Origin of the sequence: Microbulbifer donghaiensis (assembly GCF_900129095.1) — a bacterium.
GTDB classification, from domain to species: Bacteria; Pseudomonadota; Gammaproteobacteria; order Pseudomonadales; family Cellvibrionaceae; genus Microbulbifer; species Microbulbifer donghaiensis.
Genome location: NZ_FQVA01000004.1, coordinates 251,255 through 265,809, shown reverse-complemented (window position 1 = coordinate 265,809; position 14,555 = coordinate 251,255). Strand labels below are relative to the sequence as shown.

Annotated in this window: 13 protein-coding genes; 10 read left to right on the top strand and 3 right to left on the bottom strand. The window is 57.3% G+C overall.

The genetic code is table 11. The annotated features are described in order from the left end of the window. The first annotated feature begins 15 nt into the window (after positions 1 to 15). The 4 genes from BUC36_RS14870 to BUC36_RS14855 all read left to right on the top strand — a co-directional run bounded on the left by BUC36_RS14870 (position 16) and on the right by BUC36_RS14855 (position 3,548). The gene (locus BUC36_RS14870; protein WP_073276535.1) at positions 16 to 441 is read left to right on the top strand and encodes a cupin domain-containing protein; all 426 of its coding nucleotides are present in this window, start codon (positions 16 to 18) and stop codon (positions 439 to 441) included. Positions 442 to 545: 104 nt separating this feature from the next. Continuing rightward, positions 546 to 1,265: a spermidine synthase family protein gene (locus BUC36_RS14865; protein WP_234995015.1), complete on the top strand. Its 720-nt coding sequence runs from the start codon at positions 546 to 548 to the stop codon at positions 1,263 to 1,265. A 220-nt stretch (positions 1,266 to 1,485) separates the two neighbouring features. After that, positions 1,486 to 3,093 carry an ABC-F family ATPase gene (locus BUC36_RS14860; protein ID WP_073276531.1) on the top strand — a complete coding sequence of 536 codons (1,608 nt, stop codon included), beginning with the start codon at positions 1,486 to 1,488 and terminating at the stop codon, positions 3,091 to 3,093. Positions 3,094 to 3,338: 245 nt separating this feature from the next. Next, positions 3,339 to 3,548 (top strand): cold-shock protein, encoded by a 210-nt coding sequence (locus tag BUC36_RS14855; RefSeq protein WP_073276529.1) that lies wholly within the window; start codon positions 3,339 to 3,341, stop codon positions 3,546 to 3,548. A gap of 91 nt (positions 3,549 to 3,639) precedes the next feature. Here BUC36_RS14855 and BUC36_RS14850 read toward each other — a convergent pair whose 3' ends face one another. Beyond that, entirely contained in the window at positions 3,640 to 5,481 is a 1,842-nt protein-coding gene (locus BUC36_RS14850) for an ABC transporter transmembrane domain-containing protein (RefSeq protein ID WP_084536108.1), read from the bottom strand. 826 nt (positions 5,482 to 6,307) lie between these two features. On the opposite strand from BUC36_RS14850, the gene BUC36_RS19075 reads away from it, so the two are divergent. The 4 genes from BUC36_RS19075 (at position 6,308) to BUC36_RS14830 (ending at position 10,573) form a co-directional block, all read left to right on the top strand. Next, the gene (locus tag BUC36_RS19075; RefSeq protein WP_200797290.1) at positions 6,308 to 6,772 is read left to right on the top strand and encodes a general glycosylation pathway protein; all 465 of its coding nucleotides are present in this window, start codon (positions 6,308 to 6,310) and stop codon (positions 6,770 to 6,772) included. 198 nt (positions 6,773 to 6,970) lie between these two features. After that, positions 6,971 to 8,104, top strand: coding sequence for an amidohydrolase (locus BUC36_RS19330; protein ID WP_073276527.1), 1,134 nt, complete (start codon positions 6,971 to 6,973; stop codon positions 8,102 to 8,104). Beyond that, positions 8,023 to 8,823: an amidohydrolase gene (locus tag BUC36_RS19325; RefSeq protein WP_073276525.1), complete on the top strand. Its 801-nt coding sequence runs from the start codon at positions 8,023 to 8,025 to the stop codon at positions 8,821 to 8,823. The genes BUC36_RS19330 and BUC36_RS19325 overlap by 82 nt, the downstream gene beginning before the upstream one ends. Before the next feature lie 292 nt (positions 8,824 to 9,115). Next, positions 9,116 to 10,573: a pyridoxal phosphate-dependent decarboxylase family protein gene (locus BUC36_RS14830; protein WP_234995014.1), complete on the top strand. Its 1,458-nt coding sequence runs from the start codon at positions 9,116 to 9,118 to the stop codon at positions 10,571 to 10,573. 364 nt (positions 10,574 to 10,937) lie between these two features. On the opposite strand, the gene BUC36_RS14825 is transcribed toward BUC36_RS14830, so the two are convergent. Continuing rightward, positions 10,938 to 11,354: a VOC family protein gene (locus BUC36_RS14825; protein ID WP_073276523.1), complete on the bottom strand. Its 417-nt coding sequence runs from the start codon at positions 11,352 to 11,354 to the stop codon at positions 10,938 to 10,940. A gap of 148 nt (positions 11,355 to 11,502) precedes the next feature. On the opposite strand from BUC36_RS14825, the gene BUC36_RS14820 reads away from it, so the two are divergent. Together BUC36_RS14820 and BUC36_RS14815 are read left to right on the top strand one after the other, a co-directional pair. Further along, entirely contained in the window at positions 11,503 to 12,708 is a 1,206-nt protein-coding gene (locus BUC36_RS14820) for an APC family permease (protein ID WP_073276521.1), read from the top strand. 84 nt (positions 12,709 to 12,792) lie between these two features. Then, positions 12,793 to 13,821 (top strand): zinc-binding alcohol dehydrogenase family protein, encoded by a 1,029-nt coding sequence (locus BUC36_RS14815; protein ID WP_073276519.1) that lies wholly within the window; start codon positions 12,793 to 12,795, stop codon positions 13,819 to 13,821. Between the two features lie 44 nt (positions 13,822 to 13,865). On the opposite strand, the gene BUC36_RS14810 is transcribed toward BUC36_RS14815, so the two are convergent. Next, the gene (locus tag BUC36_RS14810) at positions 13,866 to 14,555 is read right to left on the bottom strand and encodes a glutathione S-transferase (RefSeq protein WP_073276517.1); all 690 of its coding nucleotides are present in this window, start codon (positions 14,553 to 14,555) and stop codon (positions 13,866 to 13,868) included.

Below are 14,555 nucleotides of genomic sequence, written 5' to 3'. Positions count from 1 at the left end.
GAGATTCGCGAACCCATGAAAGCTTTTTTGATGGGCCTTGCCTTTATCACTACCAGCAGTCTCGCCTTGGCAGAAGCAGCGGCAACTGCTGGCTATGTCATTGAGAATGAGGCGGCGATCGCCGAACAGCAGCCCGGCCCACACAAGGGCGGCGGCGAAACTACCGGCTACCCATTCTTCGCCGACGTCCCCGCCATGGACCTGGTGTTCAAGAAGCGCGTACTCCATCCTGGATCGGCTATCGGCTATCACGAGCAGCACAAGGACGAGATTTACTATGTGGTCAGCGGCACCGGGGAACTGACCATGAACGGTGAAAGGTCCAAGGTCGGGCCGGGGACGGCGATTCTTACACGCCCGGGCAATTCCCACGGTCTACGGCAGATCGGGAACGAAGACCTGGTTATCTTCATTGTCTACAGGAAAGATGCACAACAGTAGGCGGTTCTTATACTTCGCTCCCGAGCTGTACAAGTGTTATACACTGCCCTCGACACTCCGTACCCATCGTTCGACCACCTCGGGACCAACCAGTTATGTCCGCAATGTTTGAAGAAATTGATAGTCAGCCCTCTCCCCTGGGGGAGATCTCCTTGCGCAGACGGCGTATTCCCGCGCTTGGTGACAGAGATATCTACGAAGTAAAGCTGGGCGAAGAATTCTTGATGTCGAGTATGTTTGTCGAGGCTGAAGAGGCCTTGTCTACTCTTGGCCTGGCTGCAGTGCAGGGCGATAAGCTCAATGTTGTCGTTGGCGGATTGGGCCTGGGTTATACCGCGGTGGCCGCATTAAAGGACGAGCGCATTGCCGAGCTGCTGGTCGTCGAAGCCCTGGATACGGTTATCGGCTGGCATAAAGATGAGCTTGTTCCCCTGGGCAAAACTCTGAACGCTGATGTACGCAATCGCTATGTGCATGGCAGCTTCTTCGATCTGGCCACAGCCCCGGATGCGGGCTTTGACCCAGACAGCGCAGGCAAAAAGTTTGATGCCATTCTATTGGATATCGACCACTCCCCGACCGAATATCTGAATGCGGGCAATGCGAGCTTTTATACCACCGAAAACCTGGCGCTTATGGCAGAGCAGCTTAAACCCGGAGGTGTCTTTGCCATGTGGTCGCAAAACCTGCCGGAGGAACGTTTTGAGGCTTTACTGAAAACGGTGTTTGAAGCTGTCGACTCACATGTGATCTCTTTCTATAACCCGTTTCTAAATGGCGAATCTACGAATTCTGTTTATGTTTGCGTAAAGGGGACCGCCTGACTAACCTGCTCAGCAGCCTCCGGGGCTTTCCCTCTGCTGGCCCCAGCGGCCCCGAGCCGGAGTAGGCTGCGCATACGTCGCCGCCTCAAGCTGTACGATTCTTATACAATTCACTCGACACCCAGCCTGCAAGCCCTTATAGTGCGCGGCCCGCCGTACGCCAGCGCGCTGGCGGACCGCACTGAAATACCGCCACCTCCAAGCTCCCGGGAATACGCTCTTGATCACCACCGCGAACATCACCATGCAGTTCGGTGCCCAGCCGCTGTTTGAAAACATCTCTGCCAAGTTCGGCAACGGCAACCGCTACGGCCTGATCGGGGCCAATGGCTGTGGCAAGTCCACCTTTATGAAGATCCTCAGCGGGGCGCTGGCGCCGACCGCCGGCAATGTGTCCATGGCCCCCGGCACCACCCTGGGTATCCTCAGCCAGGACCAGTTTGCGTTCGAGGACTACACCGTGGTCGACGCGGTGATCATGGGCGATACGCGCCTGTGGGAGATCAAGCAGGAGCGCGACCGCATCTACTCGCTGCCGGAGATGAGCGAGGAAGACGGCATGCGCGTGGCGGAGCTGGAGGTGCAGTTCGCGGAGCTGGACGGCTACAGCGCCGAGAGCCGCGCGGGCGAGATTCTGCTGGAGGCGGGTATCGAGGAATCCCTGCACTTCGGCCTGATGAAACAGGTAGCGCCTGGCTGGAAGTTGCGGGTACTGCTGGCGCAGGCGCTGTTTGCGGACCCGGACATACTGCTGCTGGACGAGCCCACCAACAACCTGGATATCCACACCATCCACTGGCTGGCGGAAGTGCTGAACCAGCGCCGCAGCACCATGATCATCATCTCCCACGACCGCCACTTCCTGAACCAGGTGTGCACGCACATGGCGGATATCGATTACGGTGAGCTGCGCATCTTCCCCGGCAACTACGACGATTTCGTCGCGGCCTCCACGCTGATCCAGGATCAGCTGCACGCGGAGAACGCGAAGAAGACGGCCGAGCTGGAGGAGCTGCAGTCCTTCGTAAACCGCTTCTCCGCCAACGCCTCCAAGGCCAAGCAGGCCAGCTCGCGGGCGAAGAAGATGGAGAAGATCAAGCTGGCGGAGGTCAAGCCGTCCAGCCGCGTGCGCCCCTACATCACCTACCAGCAGTGCAAGAAGCTGCACCGGCAGGCACTGACGCTGGAAGACCTGTCCCACGGCTTTGACGGCGAATCGCTGTTTGCCGGTGGCGAGATGATTCTGGAAGCCGGCGCGCGCCTGGCGGTGATCGGCGAGAACGGCGTGGGCAAGACCACCTTCCTGCGCTGCCTGGTGGACGAGCTGCAGGCCAACAGCGGCGTGGTGAAATGGTCGGAGAACGCGGCCATCGGTTACTGCCCGCAGGACAGCAGCGCGGACTTCGACAACGACCTCACCATCTTCGAGTGGATGTCTCAGTGGCGCACGCCCAAGCACGACGACCTGACCGTGCGCGGCATGCTCGGCCGCCTGCTGTTTACCGCAGACGACGCCAACAAGAAGGCGCGCGTGTGTTCCGGTGGTGAGAAGAACCGCCTGCTGTTCGGCAAGCTGATGATGATGGACACCAACGTGCTGATCATGGACGAGCCCACCAACCACCTGGATATGGAATCCATCGAGGCGCTGAACAAGGCGCTGTCGCAGTACGAGGGCACCCTGATCTTCGTCAGCCACGACCGCCAGTTCGTATCCTCACTGGCCACTCGCGTACTGGAGATCAAGGACAACAAGCTGATCGACTTCCAGGGTACCTACGACGAGTACCTGGCGGACCGCGCGAGGGCGGAAGCCCGCGCAGCCTGATTGCGCTGGCCTGGCGCAGATCTCCGGTTTATGCCACGATCTGCGCCAGGCAATAATTGAACAATTTATAGACAGGGCGATCACTTCTCTGTAGAGTGACATCTGCTAGAAAGAAAGACTTTTATTGATACCTCCATTTCGCTGTTTTACTCGTAATACCTCGTCCTGCAGTTTTCAAGAGCCTTTACCTCAAGCACCACCCGCCTCTCGTAGGCTCTAATCTGTTTAAATTTCAGGAATTATTTATGTCTAAGACAGTGACAGGAACCGTTAAGTGGTTCGACGAATCCAAAGGTTTTGGTTTTATTGAGCAGCAGTCCGGTCCGGACGTTTTTGCGCACTTCAGCGCTATCGAAAGCGCAGGTTTCAAAACCCTGGTTGAAGGCCAGACCGTTGAGTTCACCGTAACTCAAGGTAAAAAAGGCCCCCAGGCCGAAAACATCGTAGTGGCTTGATAGCCCTGCGCATGTGAAAACGGGCCCTCAGGGGCCCGTTTTTTTATTTGTGGTCTGCGTGAATATCCACTGGATATTCAAACTCCAGCCGTTATTCCACAAGCGGCTTCTGCCTCTCTGAATCCTGAAACTGCAACTCCGCCAGACGCTTGTAGAGGGGTGAGATCTCTATAAGTTCTGCGTGCTTGCCCTGCGCGACCAGCTGCCCCTGATCCAGCACCGCAATGCTGTCGGCGTGCAGGATCGTCGCCAGCCGGTGGGCAATGATGATGGTGGTGCGGCCTTTCATCAGTTTCTGCAGTGCCTGCTGCACGTGATATTCACTCTCGGCATCCAGCGCGCTGGTGGCTTCATCCAGCAACAGTATCTTCGGGTCTTTCAGGATCGCGCGGGCGATGGCCAAGCGCTGTTTCTGCCCACCGGACAGGCGCGTGCCCTGCTCGCCCAGGTGACTGTTGTAGCCGTCCGGCAATTGCTCAATAAATTCGTGCGCGTGGGCCGCCCTGGCGGCGGCGATGACTTCCTCATCGCTCGCGCCGGGTTTGCCGTAGCGGATGTTGTACCAGACATCCGCGGTGAACAGCGCCGGCTGCTGCGGCACTACCGCCATCTGTTTGCGCAGCGTGCCGGTGTCCATCTCGCGGATGTCCACACCGTCCAGCGTGATGCGCCCGTCCTGCGGGTCGTAGAAGCGCTGCAAAAGTTCCAGCAGTGTCGACTTGCCGGCACCGGACGGCCCGACCAGGGCCAGGCTCCTGCCTTCGGCAACCAGCAGGCTCAATCCCCGAATGGCGCACTGATCGGGACGTGACGGGTAGCTGAAATCCACTGCCTCGAAGGCCACCTGGGCTTTAGCATCGTGCAGGGTTTTTACGGACTGGTCTTCGCCGGTACTCTCGGGAATATCCGCTTCCACATTCAGCAGGTCCACCAGCCGCTCGGTTGCACCCGTCGCGCGCTGCAGTTCGCCATAGACTTCGGAAATGGTCGCCACCGCAGAACCCATCAGCATGGCGTAGAACACGAAGGCGGCCAGGTCGCCGGCGCTCATGCGCCCGGCAATCATGTCGTTACCGCCAACCCACAGCAGGCCGCTGACGGCGCCGAACATCAGCAGTATCACCGTGGCGATCAGCAGTGAGCGCTGGCGTATGCGCCGCTTGGCCACCTGGAATGCGGTTTCCACTTCCCGGCCAAAAGCCTGCTTCTCGTGGTTCTCGCGGGTGTAACTCTGCACGGTCTTGATGTGCTGGATAATCTCGCCGGCGTAACTGCCGACATCGGCAATCGAGTCCTGGCTGGCCTTGGACAAGCGGCGCACCCGGCGGCCGTAGAGCACGATCGGCAGCAGCACCAGCGGCACACCGACGAGCACCGTCAGGCTCAGCTTGAGATTGGTGAATAACAACAGGGCCAGCGCCCCGACAAACATCAGCGCACTGCGCAGCGCCATCGAGAAGGATGTGCCGATGATATGTTGCAGCAGGGTGGTGTCGGTGGTGAGGCGAGACATGATCTCGCCGCTGCGGTTGATCTCGAAATAACTGGGGTGCAGCGTCACGATATGGTCGAATACCGCTTTGCGCAGGTCCGCCACCACCCGCTCGCCCAGCCAGGACACCAGGTAATGACGCGCGTAGGTGCCCACCGCCATCAGCAGGGCCAGCGCCATCAAAACCAGCACCGCGTTACCCAGGGCCGCACTGGAACCCGCCATAAAACCCCGATCAACCAGCAGCCTTATCCCCTGGCCGATGGACAGGGTGATACCCGCCGTAAATACCAGCGCCACTCCCGCCGCCAGCAGGACCTTTTTGTAGGGCCGCATAAACCGCCAGAGCTCCGCCATCATTTCGCGCGCACTCATACTTGCGGCGGCAGTGGCAGGCCGATCCAGCGGCGCGCTAGCGGTGGATTCGGGCGCATTCGACATAAAGTTCTACCTGTAAATGGGTGGCGAATACATCAATGGGGGCAGAGGAACGTTTTGAAAAGAGTATATTCGCGTACCGATCGACGGAAATGATTCGACTCCATCTCCCTTCCGGAGCAAATGAGGCCAGATCAACATTCTGACGTCTATTCGAACTTACTGCCTCCCTCATAAATTACAATCTGCTCATCACCGAAATGACTCGTTGATGGACAGATTCTCTCGTCTAAATCCTATCGGCATTTTCAGCATATTGCTTAGAGTGTAAATATCAGAGAGGCCTGCTTTTGCTCTGAGCAAATGTTGACGGTATTCGAACGATGATCGAAGCAATGCGCATATAGACTTTAAATACTGACGCGCGCAGGAATCTTAACGACCAATCACGTTCATCTTCTGATTTCCATGAAACCTGAAAATGGCGTAAGCAGAAAAGATGTGCGCGACTCGAAGAATTTATACGCGGCATTTGAATATAGAGTATCGCCGTTCTGAAGTTTTCGAGAAATAATTCCGTTTTTATCGCGCAAAATACGGAATATCCTTCGCCAGACCGAGACTCTAAACATCAATGCGAAAGATACAGTTTTCTATTCTCGGACCACCTGAATAGTTTCAAGGCTGATCAGATTCTCCGCTTAAATACGTCGGCTATAGGGGGGGGGGATGTTACTGAGTGGTAAGAGGCTTAATGATATCGGAGCCCGGCTTGCAAGAAAGACAAATAACTCCGCTGGAGATGCCACAGAAAGAGGGGCGGCAAGCTCAGATGCCATGGCTCATTCTTGACCTGACCCATTAAACAATCGAGTCGATAGAAAAACGCATGAAAAAATTAACTGAATGGATAGGGAGAATCGTGTATGGACTCATCGGTTTAAGTTTATGCCTTATCAGTGTCGCTATGATGGGCGTAGCCATGTGGGGCATTTGGATCTCAGTACACGAAAAATCTTTACTCGTAAGCGCCCTTCTTAATGCCATCGGTTTAATTGTAATTGGCATGGCAGTATTTGATGTTGCCAAATTTTTACTGGAGGAAGAAGTCCTCAGCAGCAGTCGCGGGAAATCACTCTTAGAGCAAAGAGCGACTTTACTAAAATTTCTGGTAATTATAATTATAGCGGTTAGCCTGGAAGCCCTGGTGTTCGTTTTTGATGCCGCGAAACAAGATATTAAAAACTTGATTTATCCAACTTTTCTGTTGATCTCCGCTGGCCTGGTCGTGATCGGACTTGGAATGTATCAAAAGTTAACTTTCAATGAAGGCGAAAATAATGAGTCAAACTAGGATAAAGTGGGCGAGCAAATGGGACCAGATCGGCATTGAACATCTCGATCCAGCGCCAGACGGCTGAGCTAGGCCTCGCGCGCTCCTAACAAGACAATTTTTGTCAACGCTCCCTGCGTCATTGGCTAGGATTTCTTAAAGGGTTGCACGCTTTCAGTCTGCCTAAGTGCCGGGCTTTACCTGCTGTGAGGGTATCCCATGAACACGTTTTTTCGCCTGCTCGGCGGACTATTCCTTATGATGGTTACCCAAGTTGCTGCAGGCGCTTCGTCGCCCGATGTCATTTATTACAACGCTACCGTGTTGACGATGAATGACGAGCAGCCCACCGCCGAGGCGGTGGCGGTTAAGGAAGGCAAGATCAGTGCGGTGGGCAAGAGTACTGACTTGCTGCCTTCCGCTGGGAAGGGCACCAAAAAGGTTGATCTGGGCGGCAGGACGCTATTACCGGGCTTTGTCGATTCGCACGGGCACGCCTGGATGATCGGATTACAGGCCCTCACCGCGAACCTGCTGCCACCGCCCGATGGCACCGGCAAAGACATCGATTCCCTGGTGCAGCTGCTGCAGGACTGGGCCAAGGCCAAGCCGGAGGCAATCGAAGAGATTGGCTGGATTGTCGGCTTTGGTTACGACAACTCGCAGCTGGCCGAGCAGCGCCACCCCACCCGTCAGGACCTGGACCGGGTATCGAAGAATATTCCCATCCTCATCATCCACCAGTCGGGTCACCTCGGCGTCGCCAATACCAAGGCGTTGGAGATTGCCGGTATTACCGCGGCCACTAAAAACCCCGAAGGTGGCGTCTTCCAGCGCGAAGCGGACGGCAAGACCCCGAATGGCGTGGCAGAGGAATACGCGTTTTTCCAGCTGGTAACCGCCTTTGGCAAGTCATTGAACAAGGCAGTGAACGACCTGTTCGCGGTCGAGGGGGCGAAGATGTTGGCCTCCTATGGCTACACAACCGGACAGGAGGGCCGGGCGACCTCGGCTTCTCTGGCATCACTGCAGCGCGTGGCGGATGCTGGCGACTTTAAGATCGACGTCGTCGCCTACCCCGATATTCTGGAGATCGACGCTATCCGCCCGAGCCGCGATTACACCAATCGCTTTCGCGTTGGTGGCGCCAAGCTGACTATCGATGGCTCTCCCCAGGGCAAGACCGCCTGGCTCACGAAACCCTATTACGTGCCGCCGCCGGGCCGGGACAAGGATTATGCAGGTTATCCGGCGATCACCGAGCAACAGCGATGGACGCCGTCGAAAAGGCGTACGCCAACAATTGGCAAATTCTTGTGCATGCGAATGGTGACGCCGCCATGGACCTGCTGATCAGGGCGGTAAAGTCGGCGAAGGCCAGGTACCCAAATGTGGACAACCGGCCTGTGCTGGTCCACGGCCAAACACTGCGCAAGGATCAGGTGGGCAAACTCAAGGCGCTGGATATCTTCCCGTCGCTGTTCCCGATGCATACGTTTTACTGGGGTGATTACCACCGCGACTCGGTACTGGGGCCAGCGCGGGCGGAGAATATTTCCCCCACCGGCTGGGTGCTGGCGGAGGGAATGATATTCGGCACCCACCACGACGCCCCGGTGGCGCTGCCCGACTCCATGCGCATCCTGTCCGCTACCGTCACCCGCCGTACCCGCAGCGGCCGCGTACTGGGCCCCGAACATCGTGTGCCGGTGGCAACGGCGCTCAAGGCGATGACACTGTGGCCCGCCTGGCAGCACTTTGAGGAGGATCGCAAAGGGTCCATCGAAGTCGGCAAGCTGGCGGACTTTGTGGTGCTGTCCGACAACCCGATGAAAGTGCCGGAAGACCAGCTCGACGACTTGCAGGTATTGGAAACGATCAAGGAGGGCGTGTCCATCTACCGGCGGTCAGACGCAGACGCCCGCGCACCGTCCGCCGCGATGTTTGGGGTGACGCTGGACGAGGCACACGATCTCCCCCTCGGAGGCCAGCACGCGCACGGCGATGGCTGCTTCAATCACGGCCTGAGTGTATTGATCCATGCCGTAGTGAATGCGCACGATGCGGATTAGGTTTAGATGGTGCCCCGTCCTAATTAGGATTACGTTTTTCCACTAGGCCAGCTCGCGTGTCGAGCTGGTTTTTTATGTTGGCCTCCAGTTACCGGAACATCAGCTCCGGATTCACCATCGTCTTCATCTCCAACACATTGCCATCGAGGACTTTGATGAATAAGGTCTACTGTCCATACTCGTCACCCACAATGCGGCGGTAGGCGTGTCCCGATACTTGGCGGCGAGCCGGCTAATGACCCTCACCCGGCTGCCGACGCGCTGTCAGTCAACATAAACAGGGGAAGCCCAATTGACGAAGAAACTCCAAGATAAAATGTTCCTGGAAATGGAAAGCAAGGACATTTTCCGACAGGCCCAGCAACACGCATTTGGCTATGCCGATGGCGTGCGCGAGCGCCACGTATTCCCCACTCCGGAGGCCATCGCCGACCTGGAGCAGTTTACCGAACGGCTACCGGGTTCAATCGGTAATGCCGGCGACGTAATCGAGCAATTACATCGTTACGGCTCACCAGCGAGCGTTGCACAGACAGGCGGCAGGTATTTCGGCTTCGTCAACGGCGGCACCCTGCCGGTGTCCCTGGCGGCCCGTTGGCTGGGCGATTTCTGGGACCAAAATTCCGCTCTCCATGTTATGTCGCCAGTGGCAGCCAAGCTGGAGGAAATAACCGAGGGGTGGTTGCGAGAGCTGCTCGGGCTACCGGAGCAAGTGGTTGCCGGGTTTGTCAGCGGGACCTCAATGTCAATATTCTGCGGTCTGGCGGCAGCCCGTTACCGGATATTCCAGAACAAGAACTGGGACATTAACCAGCGCGGCTTTCGCGGAGCGCCACCGGTCAGGATCATAACCGGGCGTCATGCGCATGGCACCGTCGTCAAGGCAATCAGCCTGTTGGGTTTCGGTACCGATAACATCGAGTGGATAGATTGTGACGACCAGGGAAGGATCATTCCGTCCGCATTGCCAGAGCTGGATGACAGCACCATTCTGATCCTGCAGGCCGGAAACGTCAGCTCCGGTGCCTTCGATCCGCTCGAAGAGATCTGTGACAGAGCCAGTAAGGCAAAGGCCTGGGTGCATGTTGATGGCGCCTTTGGCCTCTGGGCCGCGGCATCGAGTGAGCTGGCGCATCTCACCAGAGGGATGGGCAAGGCAAATTCTTTCTCCGTGGATGCCCATAAGACACTCAATACGCCCTACGACAGCGGCATAGTGCTGTGTAGTGATAAGGAAGCGCTGATAAATGCGCTGCAGGCCTCGGGCTCCTATATCAGTTACAGCGAGAACCGCGACGGTATGCTGCTGACGCCAGAGATGTCCCGGCGCGCACGTGTGATCGAACTCTGGGCAGCGCTGAAATACCTCGGCAAGGCGGGCGTGGACGAGCTGATAACCCAACTGCACAAGCGGGCACTGCAAATTGCAGAGGAACTAAGGGCCGAAAACTTCACCATCCTGAACGATGTGGTGTTCAACCAGGTCCTTGTCGCATGCGACAACGACACCCTGACAAACCAAACCATGAGTCACATCCAGGCGTCCGGCGAATGCTGGGCAGGGGGCGCCAATTGGAAGGGCCGTTCGGTTATCCGCGTTAGCGTCTGCTCTTGGGCGACGACGAAAGAGGATATTAGCCGCACCACCCGCGCCTTTGTTGCGGCAAGGGACAAAGCGATCGGCGATCAAAGGGTGGCTAGTGTCCTCGGAGAAATGCCTGCCGACGGAACGGATCTGAACGGTCAGTAAGCCAACTTGGTGGACTCTGGAGGAGTCAGGACTTGTTCTGCTAGGTTTGATATTACGGGAGTGTTAGTTCGTTTTCTCCATTCCACTCCCGAGGTCAGCTGGCTACGGCACAAAAAAGCCACCTGTAAGGTGGCCTTAGATTGTTGATAAACACCGCATTCCGTTCTGAGCTGGTGCGGTGGCGGCCAAGCACTAGGACGAGCATTTCGAAACGCTGTGAATACATCCCTGTAAGCTCCGGCGGCGACGTCCTGTCGCCGACGGTTCGAAATACTCGTCCTAGCACTTTGCCTTAAATTTTGACTCCGTAACTTTGTCAGCAACCTGAGGCCACCTGTAAGGTGGCCTTTTTGCTTCAGCCTGATTACCGGAACATCAGCTCCGGATTCACCATCGTCTTCATCTCCAGCACATTGCCATTCGGATCTTTGATGAAGAAGGTCTCCTGCTCATACTCGTTACCGACAAAGCGACGGTAGGGCTTGTCCAGGTACTCCAGGCCCGCCGCTTCGATACGGCGTTTCAACGCCTGGAACTCATCTTCCGGCAAGTGAATGCCGAAATGCGGCACGGCCACTTCGCCCATATCCACCTTGTGGCGCACATTGGGCAGCTGTTCCTCGCTCTGGTGCAGGGTTAACTCGTTGCCCCAGAAGTCTATATCGACCCAGCGCCCCTCTTCGCTATTGCCGGTTTTGCAACCCAGCACTTCGCAATAGAAGGTCATCGCTTTTGTAAGATCCCCGGCGGGGATCGCGAGATGTAGACAATTAGACTTCATGTTGCCTCCAGCAATTCACTATTCTTGAAATAATCCTGTTAATACTAAGATTTTTGCGCAATATTAATCCTCAAAAATTGCGCGTTTACAGCAAGAACCCATCAAAATTTAATACATCGCCCAACTATTCGTTCGCCCGGGGAATTGCGTGCCAGACACTGTCACCCTGAAACGTTCGCTGTCGCTGCCGGTAACCAGCTTTTACGGCATCGGTACCATTATCGGCGCCGGTATCTATGTGCTGATCGGCAAGGTAAGCGCGGTGGCGGGGCTGTTTCTGCCCTATGCATTCCTGCTGGCGGGGATCATTGCCGCATTGACCGCGCTGTCCTACGCGGAACTGTCTTCGCGCTTTCCGCACAGTGCCGGGTCCGCCGCCTATATCCACAATGCGTGGCAGCGGCGCTGGCTGGCGCAACTGGTCGGCTTCCTGGTTGCGGTCACCGGCATCGTCTCGGCGGCGACCATCGCCAACGGCTTCGTCGGCTACCTCGAACTCTTTGTCCAGATCCCGGATTACCTCGCCATCACCCTGCTGATTGCGCTGCTGACGCTGATTGCGCTGTGGGGCATCAACGAGTCCGCGCTGACGGTGACGATCGTGACGCTGATCGAGGTGGGCGGCCTGCTGTTTGTTATCGCCGTCAGCTGCCAGGCACCCGCGGTGCAGGAATGGAGCGAGATTTTTGCGGTTCCAGAAATCGACGCCTGGGCGGGCGTGCTGGTGGGCAGCTTTCTGGCCTTCTATGCGTTTATCGGTTTCGAGGACATGGTCAATCTTGCCGAGGAGGTCAGGAACCCGCGCAGGACACTGCCGCGGGCGATACTGATCGCCATTGCCGTATCGACACTGCTGTATATGGTCGTCGCCGCGCTGGCGGTGCGCACGCTGCCGGTGCCCGAACTGGCGCAGAGTTCGGCACCGCTGGCCAGCATGGTCACCAGTGCCGGCCATTCGACCACATTTATCGGCATTATCAGTATGTTTGCGGTGGTGAACGGTGCGCTGGTGCAGATCATTATGGCGTCGCGGCTGCTGTACGGTATGGCGAAGCGGGAACTGGCCCCGCGAATCTTTGCCGGTGTCAGTGCCAGGACCCAGACACCGGTGGTTGCCACGCTACTGGTCGGAACGATAATCCTGGTGTTCGCCCTGTGGCTGCCGCTCACCGTGCTGGCGAAAATCACCGCCTTTATCATGCTGGTGATTTTCTCGCTGGTTAACCTGTCCCTGTTTGCGATCAAATTTCGCGGCGCCGAGACCGAAGCCGGCGTGGTCCGCTATCCGATCGGATTTCCGGCGCTGGCTTTTGTGCTGTGTGTTGCGCTGATTGTTTTTCAGTTCTTTGCCTGAGTGACGAAATACTTTCGACGGCGAGTTTCTGGTCGGGGCGGCAAGGTCTAGTATTTTCCCATCGAACACACACGGAGAAACACCATGAAAGCCGTGGGCTACCGCCAGTCCCTGCCAATCACCGATCCCAATTCCCTGATGGATATCGAGCTGCCGCAGCCGGTCGCCACTGGTCACGACCTGCTGGTGAAGGTCAGGGCGATAGCGGTCAACCCGGTGGACTTCAAGGTTCGCCAGCGGGCGGTCCCTGCTGACGGCGAGTACAAGGTGCTCGGCTGGGATGCCGTGGGCGAGGTGGTCGCCACCGGCGACAAGGTAACGCTGTTCCGGCCCGGCGATGTGGTGTTTTACGCCGGCGACCTGAACCGGCAGGGCAGCAACGCCGAGTTCCAGCTGGTGGACGAGCGTATCGTCGGCCGCAAACCCCAGAGCCTGTCCGACGCGGAGGCAGCAGCGCTGCCGCTGACTGCGATCACGGCCTGGGAAATGCTGTTCGAGCACCTGGGCATCCGGCAGCAGGATGCGGGCTCCGCCGAGCAATCCGGTGAGGTGATGTTGGTGATCGGCGCGGCTGGCGGCGTAGGCTCTATTCTGCTGCAACTGGCCCGCGCATTGACCGGCGCCACGCTGATTGCAACCGCCTCGCGGCAGAGCTCCAGCGACTGGGTAAAGAAACTAGGCGCGCACCACGTGGTCGATCACACGAAAGCGCTGCAGCCGCAGATCGAGGCACTGGGCATAGGCCCCGTTACCCACGTCGCCAGCCTGCACCGCACCGACAGTTACTTCGAGACGTTTATCGAACTGCTGGCGCCCTTCGGCAGGATCGCCATGATCGATGATCCGGCAGCGCCGCTCGAGGTGATGAAGATGAAACCCAAGAGCCTGTCGCTGCATATCGAATTCATGTTCGCGCGCTCGATGTTCCAGGCCGCGGATATGGATGAACAGGGAAAGCTGCTGAACCGCCTGTCGGACCTGGTCGACCAGGGCCTGGTGCAGACCACCATCGGCAAGAACCTCGGCACCATCAACGCAGAGCACCTGTGCACCGCCCACGAGGAACTGGAGTCCGGGCGTGCTATCGGCAAGATTGTGCTGGAAGGCTTTTAAGCGGCAGCATCAGGTATTGATATGGCGAGATTCCAACAAGCCGGCTAGTCGATCATCTTCCGCAAGGATTGCTCAATCTGACCACCGCAATAGCCGTTCCCGTACTGTCCTCTTTGCGCGTCCAGAAATCCTTTGATCGCCGGGCGCGCTTCGACTCTCTGGCAGAGACTGGCGATATGCGGGGCGTTTTCCTGCAGGTCTTCATTCAGTTGCGGAAATGAATAAACCATGGTTCCGAACAGGGCCGCGGTGGCGATATCGGCAATTGAAAGCGTGGAGCCGAGCATAAACCCCTTGCCGTCCTTGAGGCCGTGCTCGAGGCCGGTCTTTTCAAAAATCTTCATCCAGTCCGGCAAACGCGAGTAGCGGAATTCCTCCCAGTTGCTCTTCTGCCACATCGCCATGCCGTTGAAGTTGGTGATCTCCATCAGCACGTCGTTGCAGTCGAGGATGGTTTTCAGGGCCAGCGTGTGGGTTTCCGCGCGCTTGGGCAGGTAGTCATACTCTCGGCCCAGGTGCATCAGGATGGCGGGCATCTGCGCGAAATAGGTTTTGCTCTTGCACTCGTACAGGTATGGCGGCGCCATGCCGGGATTCTTGATTTTCAGGCTGCGCTCCGGATAGAGGTCGCTGGCGCCATGCCGCTCGTATTTCGCCCCCACCTCTTCCAGTAACAGCAGGATAAAGTTACCGCGAAAGGGTAGATCCCAGTAGTAGAGCTTGTAGTCCAACAT

Coding starts and splice junctions, on each gene's coding strand:
- BUC36_RS14850 (WP_084536108.1), bottom strand. CDS start 5,481: ATGTCGAATGCGCCCGAATCCACCGCTAGCGCGCCGCTGGATCGGCCT.
- BUC36_RS19325 (WP_073276525.1), top strand. CDS start 8,023: ATGGACGCCGTCGAAAAGGCGTACGCCAACAATTGGCAAATTCTTGTG.
- BUC36_RS14870 (WP_073276535.1), top strand. CDS start 16: ATGAAAGCTTTTTTGATGGGCCTTGCCTTTATCACTACCAGCAGTCTC.
- BUC36_RS14865 (WP_234995015.1), top strand. CDS start 546: ATGTTTGAAGAAATTGATAGTCAGCCCTCTCCCCTGGGGGAGATCTCC.
- BUC36_RS19330 (WP_073276527.1), top strand. CDS start 6,971: ATGAACACGTTTTTTCGCCTGCTCGGCGGACTATTCCTTATGATGGTT.
- BUC36_RS14810 (WP_073276517.1), bottom strand. CDS start 14,555: ATGTTGGACTACAAGCTCTACTACTGGGATCTACCCTTTCGCGGTAAC.
- BUC36_RS19075 (WP_200797290.1), top strand. CDS start 6,308: ATGAAAAAATTAACTGAATGGATAGGGAGAATCGTGTATGGACTCATC.
- BUC36_RS14825 (WP_073276523.1), bottom strand. CDS start 11,354: ATGAAGTCTAATTGTCTACATCTCGCGATCCCCGCCGGGGATCTTACA.
- BUC36_RS14815 (WP_073276519.1), top strand. CDS start 12,793: ATGAAAGCCGTGGGCTACCGCCAGTCCCTGCCAATCACCGATCCCAAT.
- BUC36_RS14855 (WP_073276529.1), top strand. CDS start 3,339: ATGTCTAAGACAGTGACAGGAACCGTTAAGTGGTTCGACGAATCCAAA.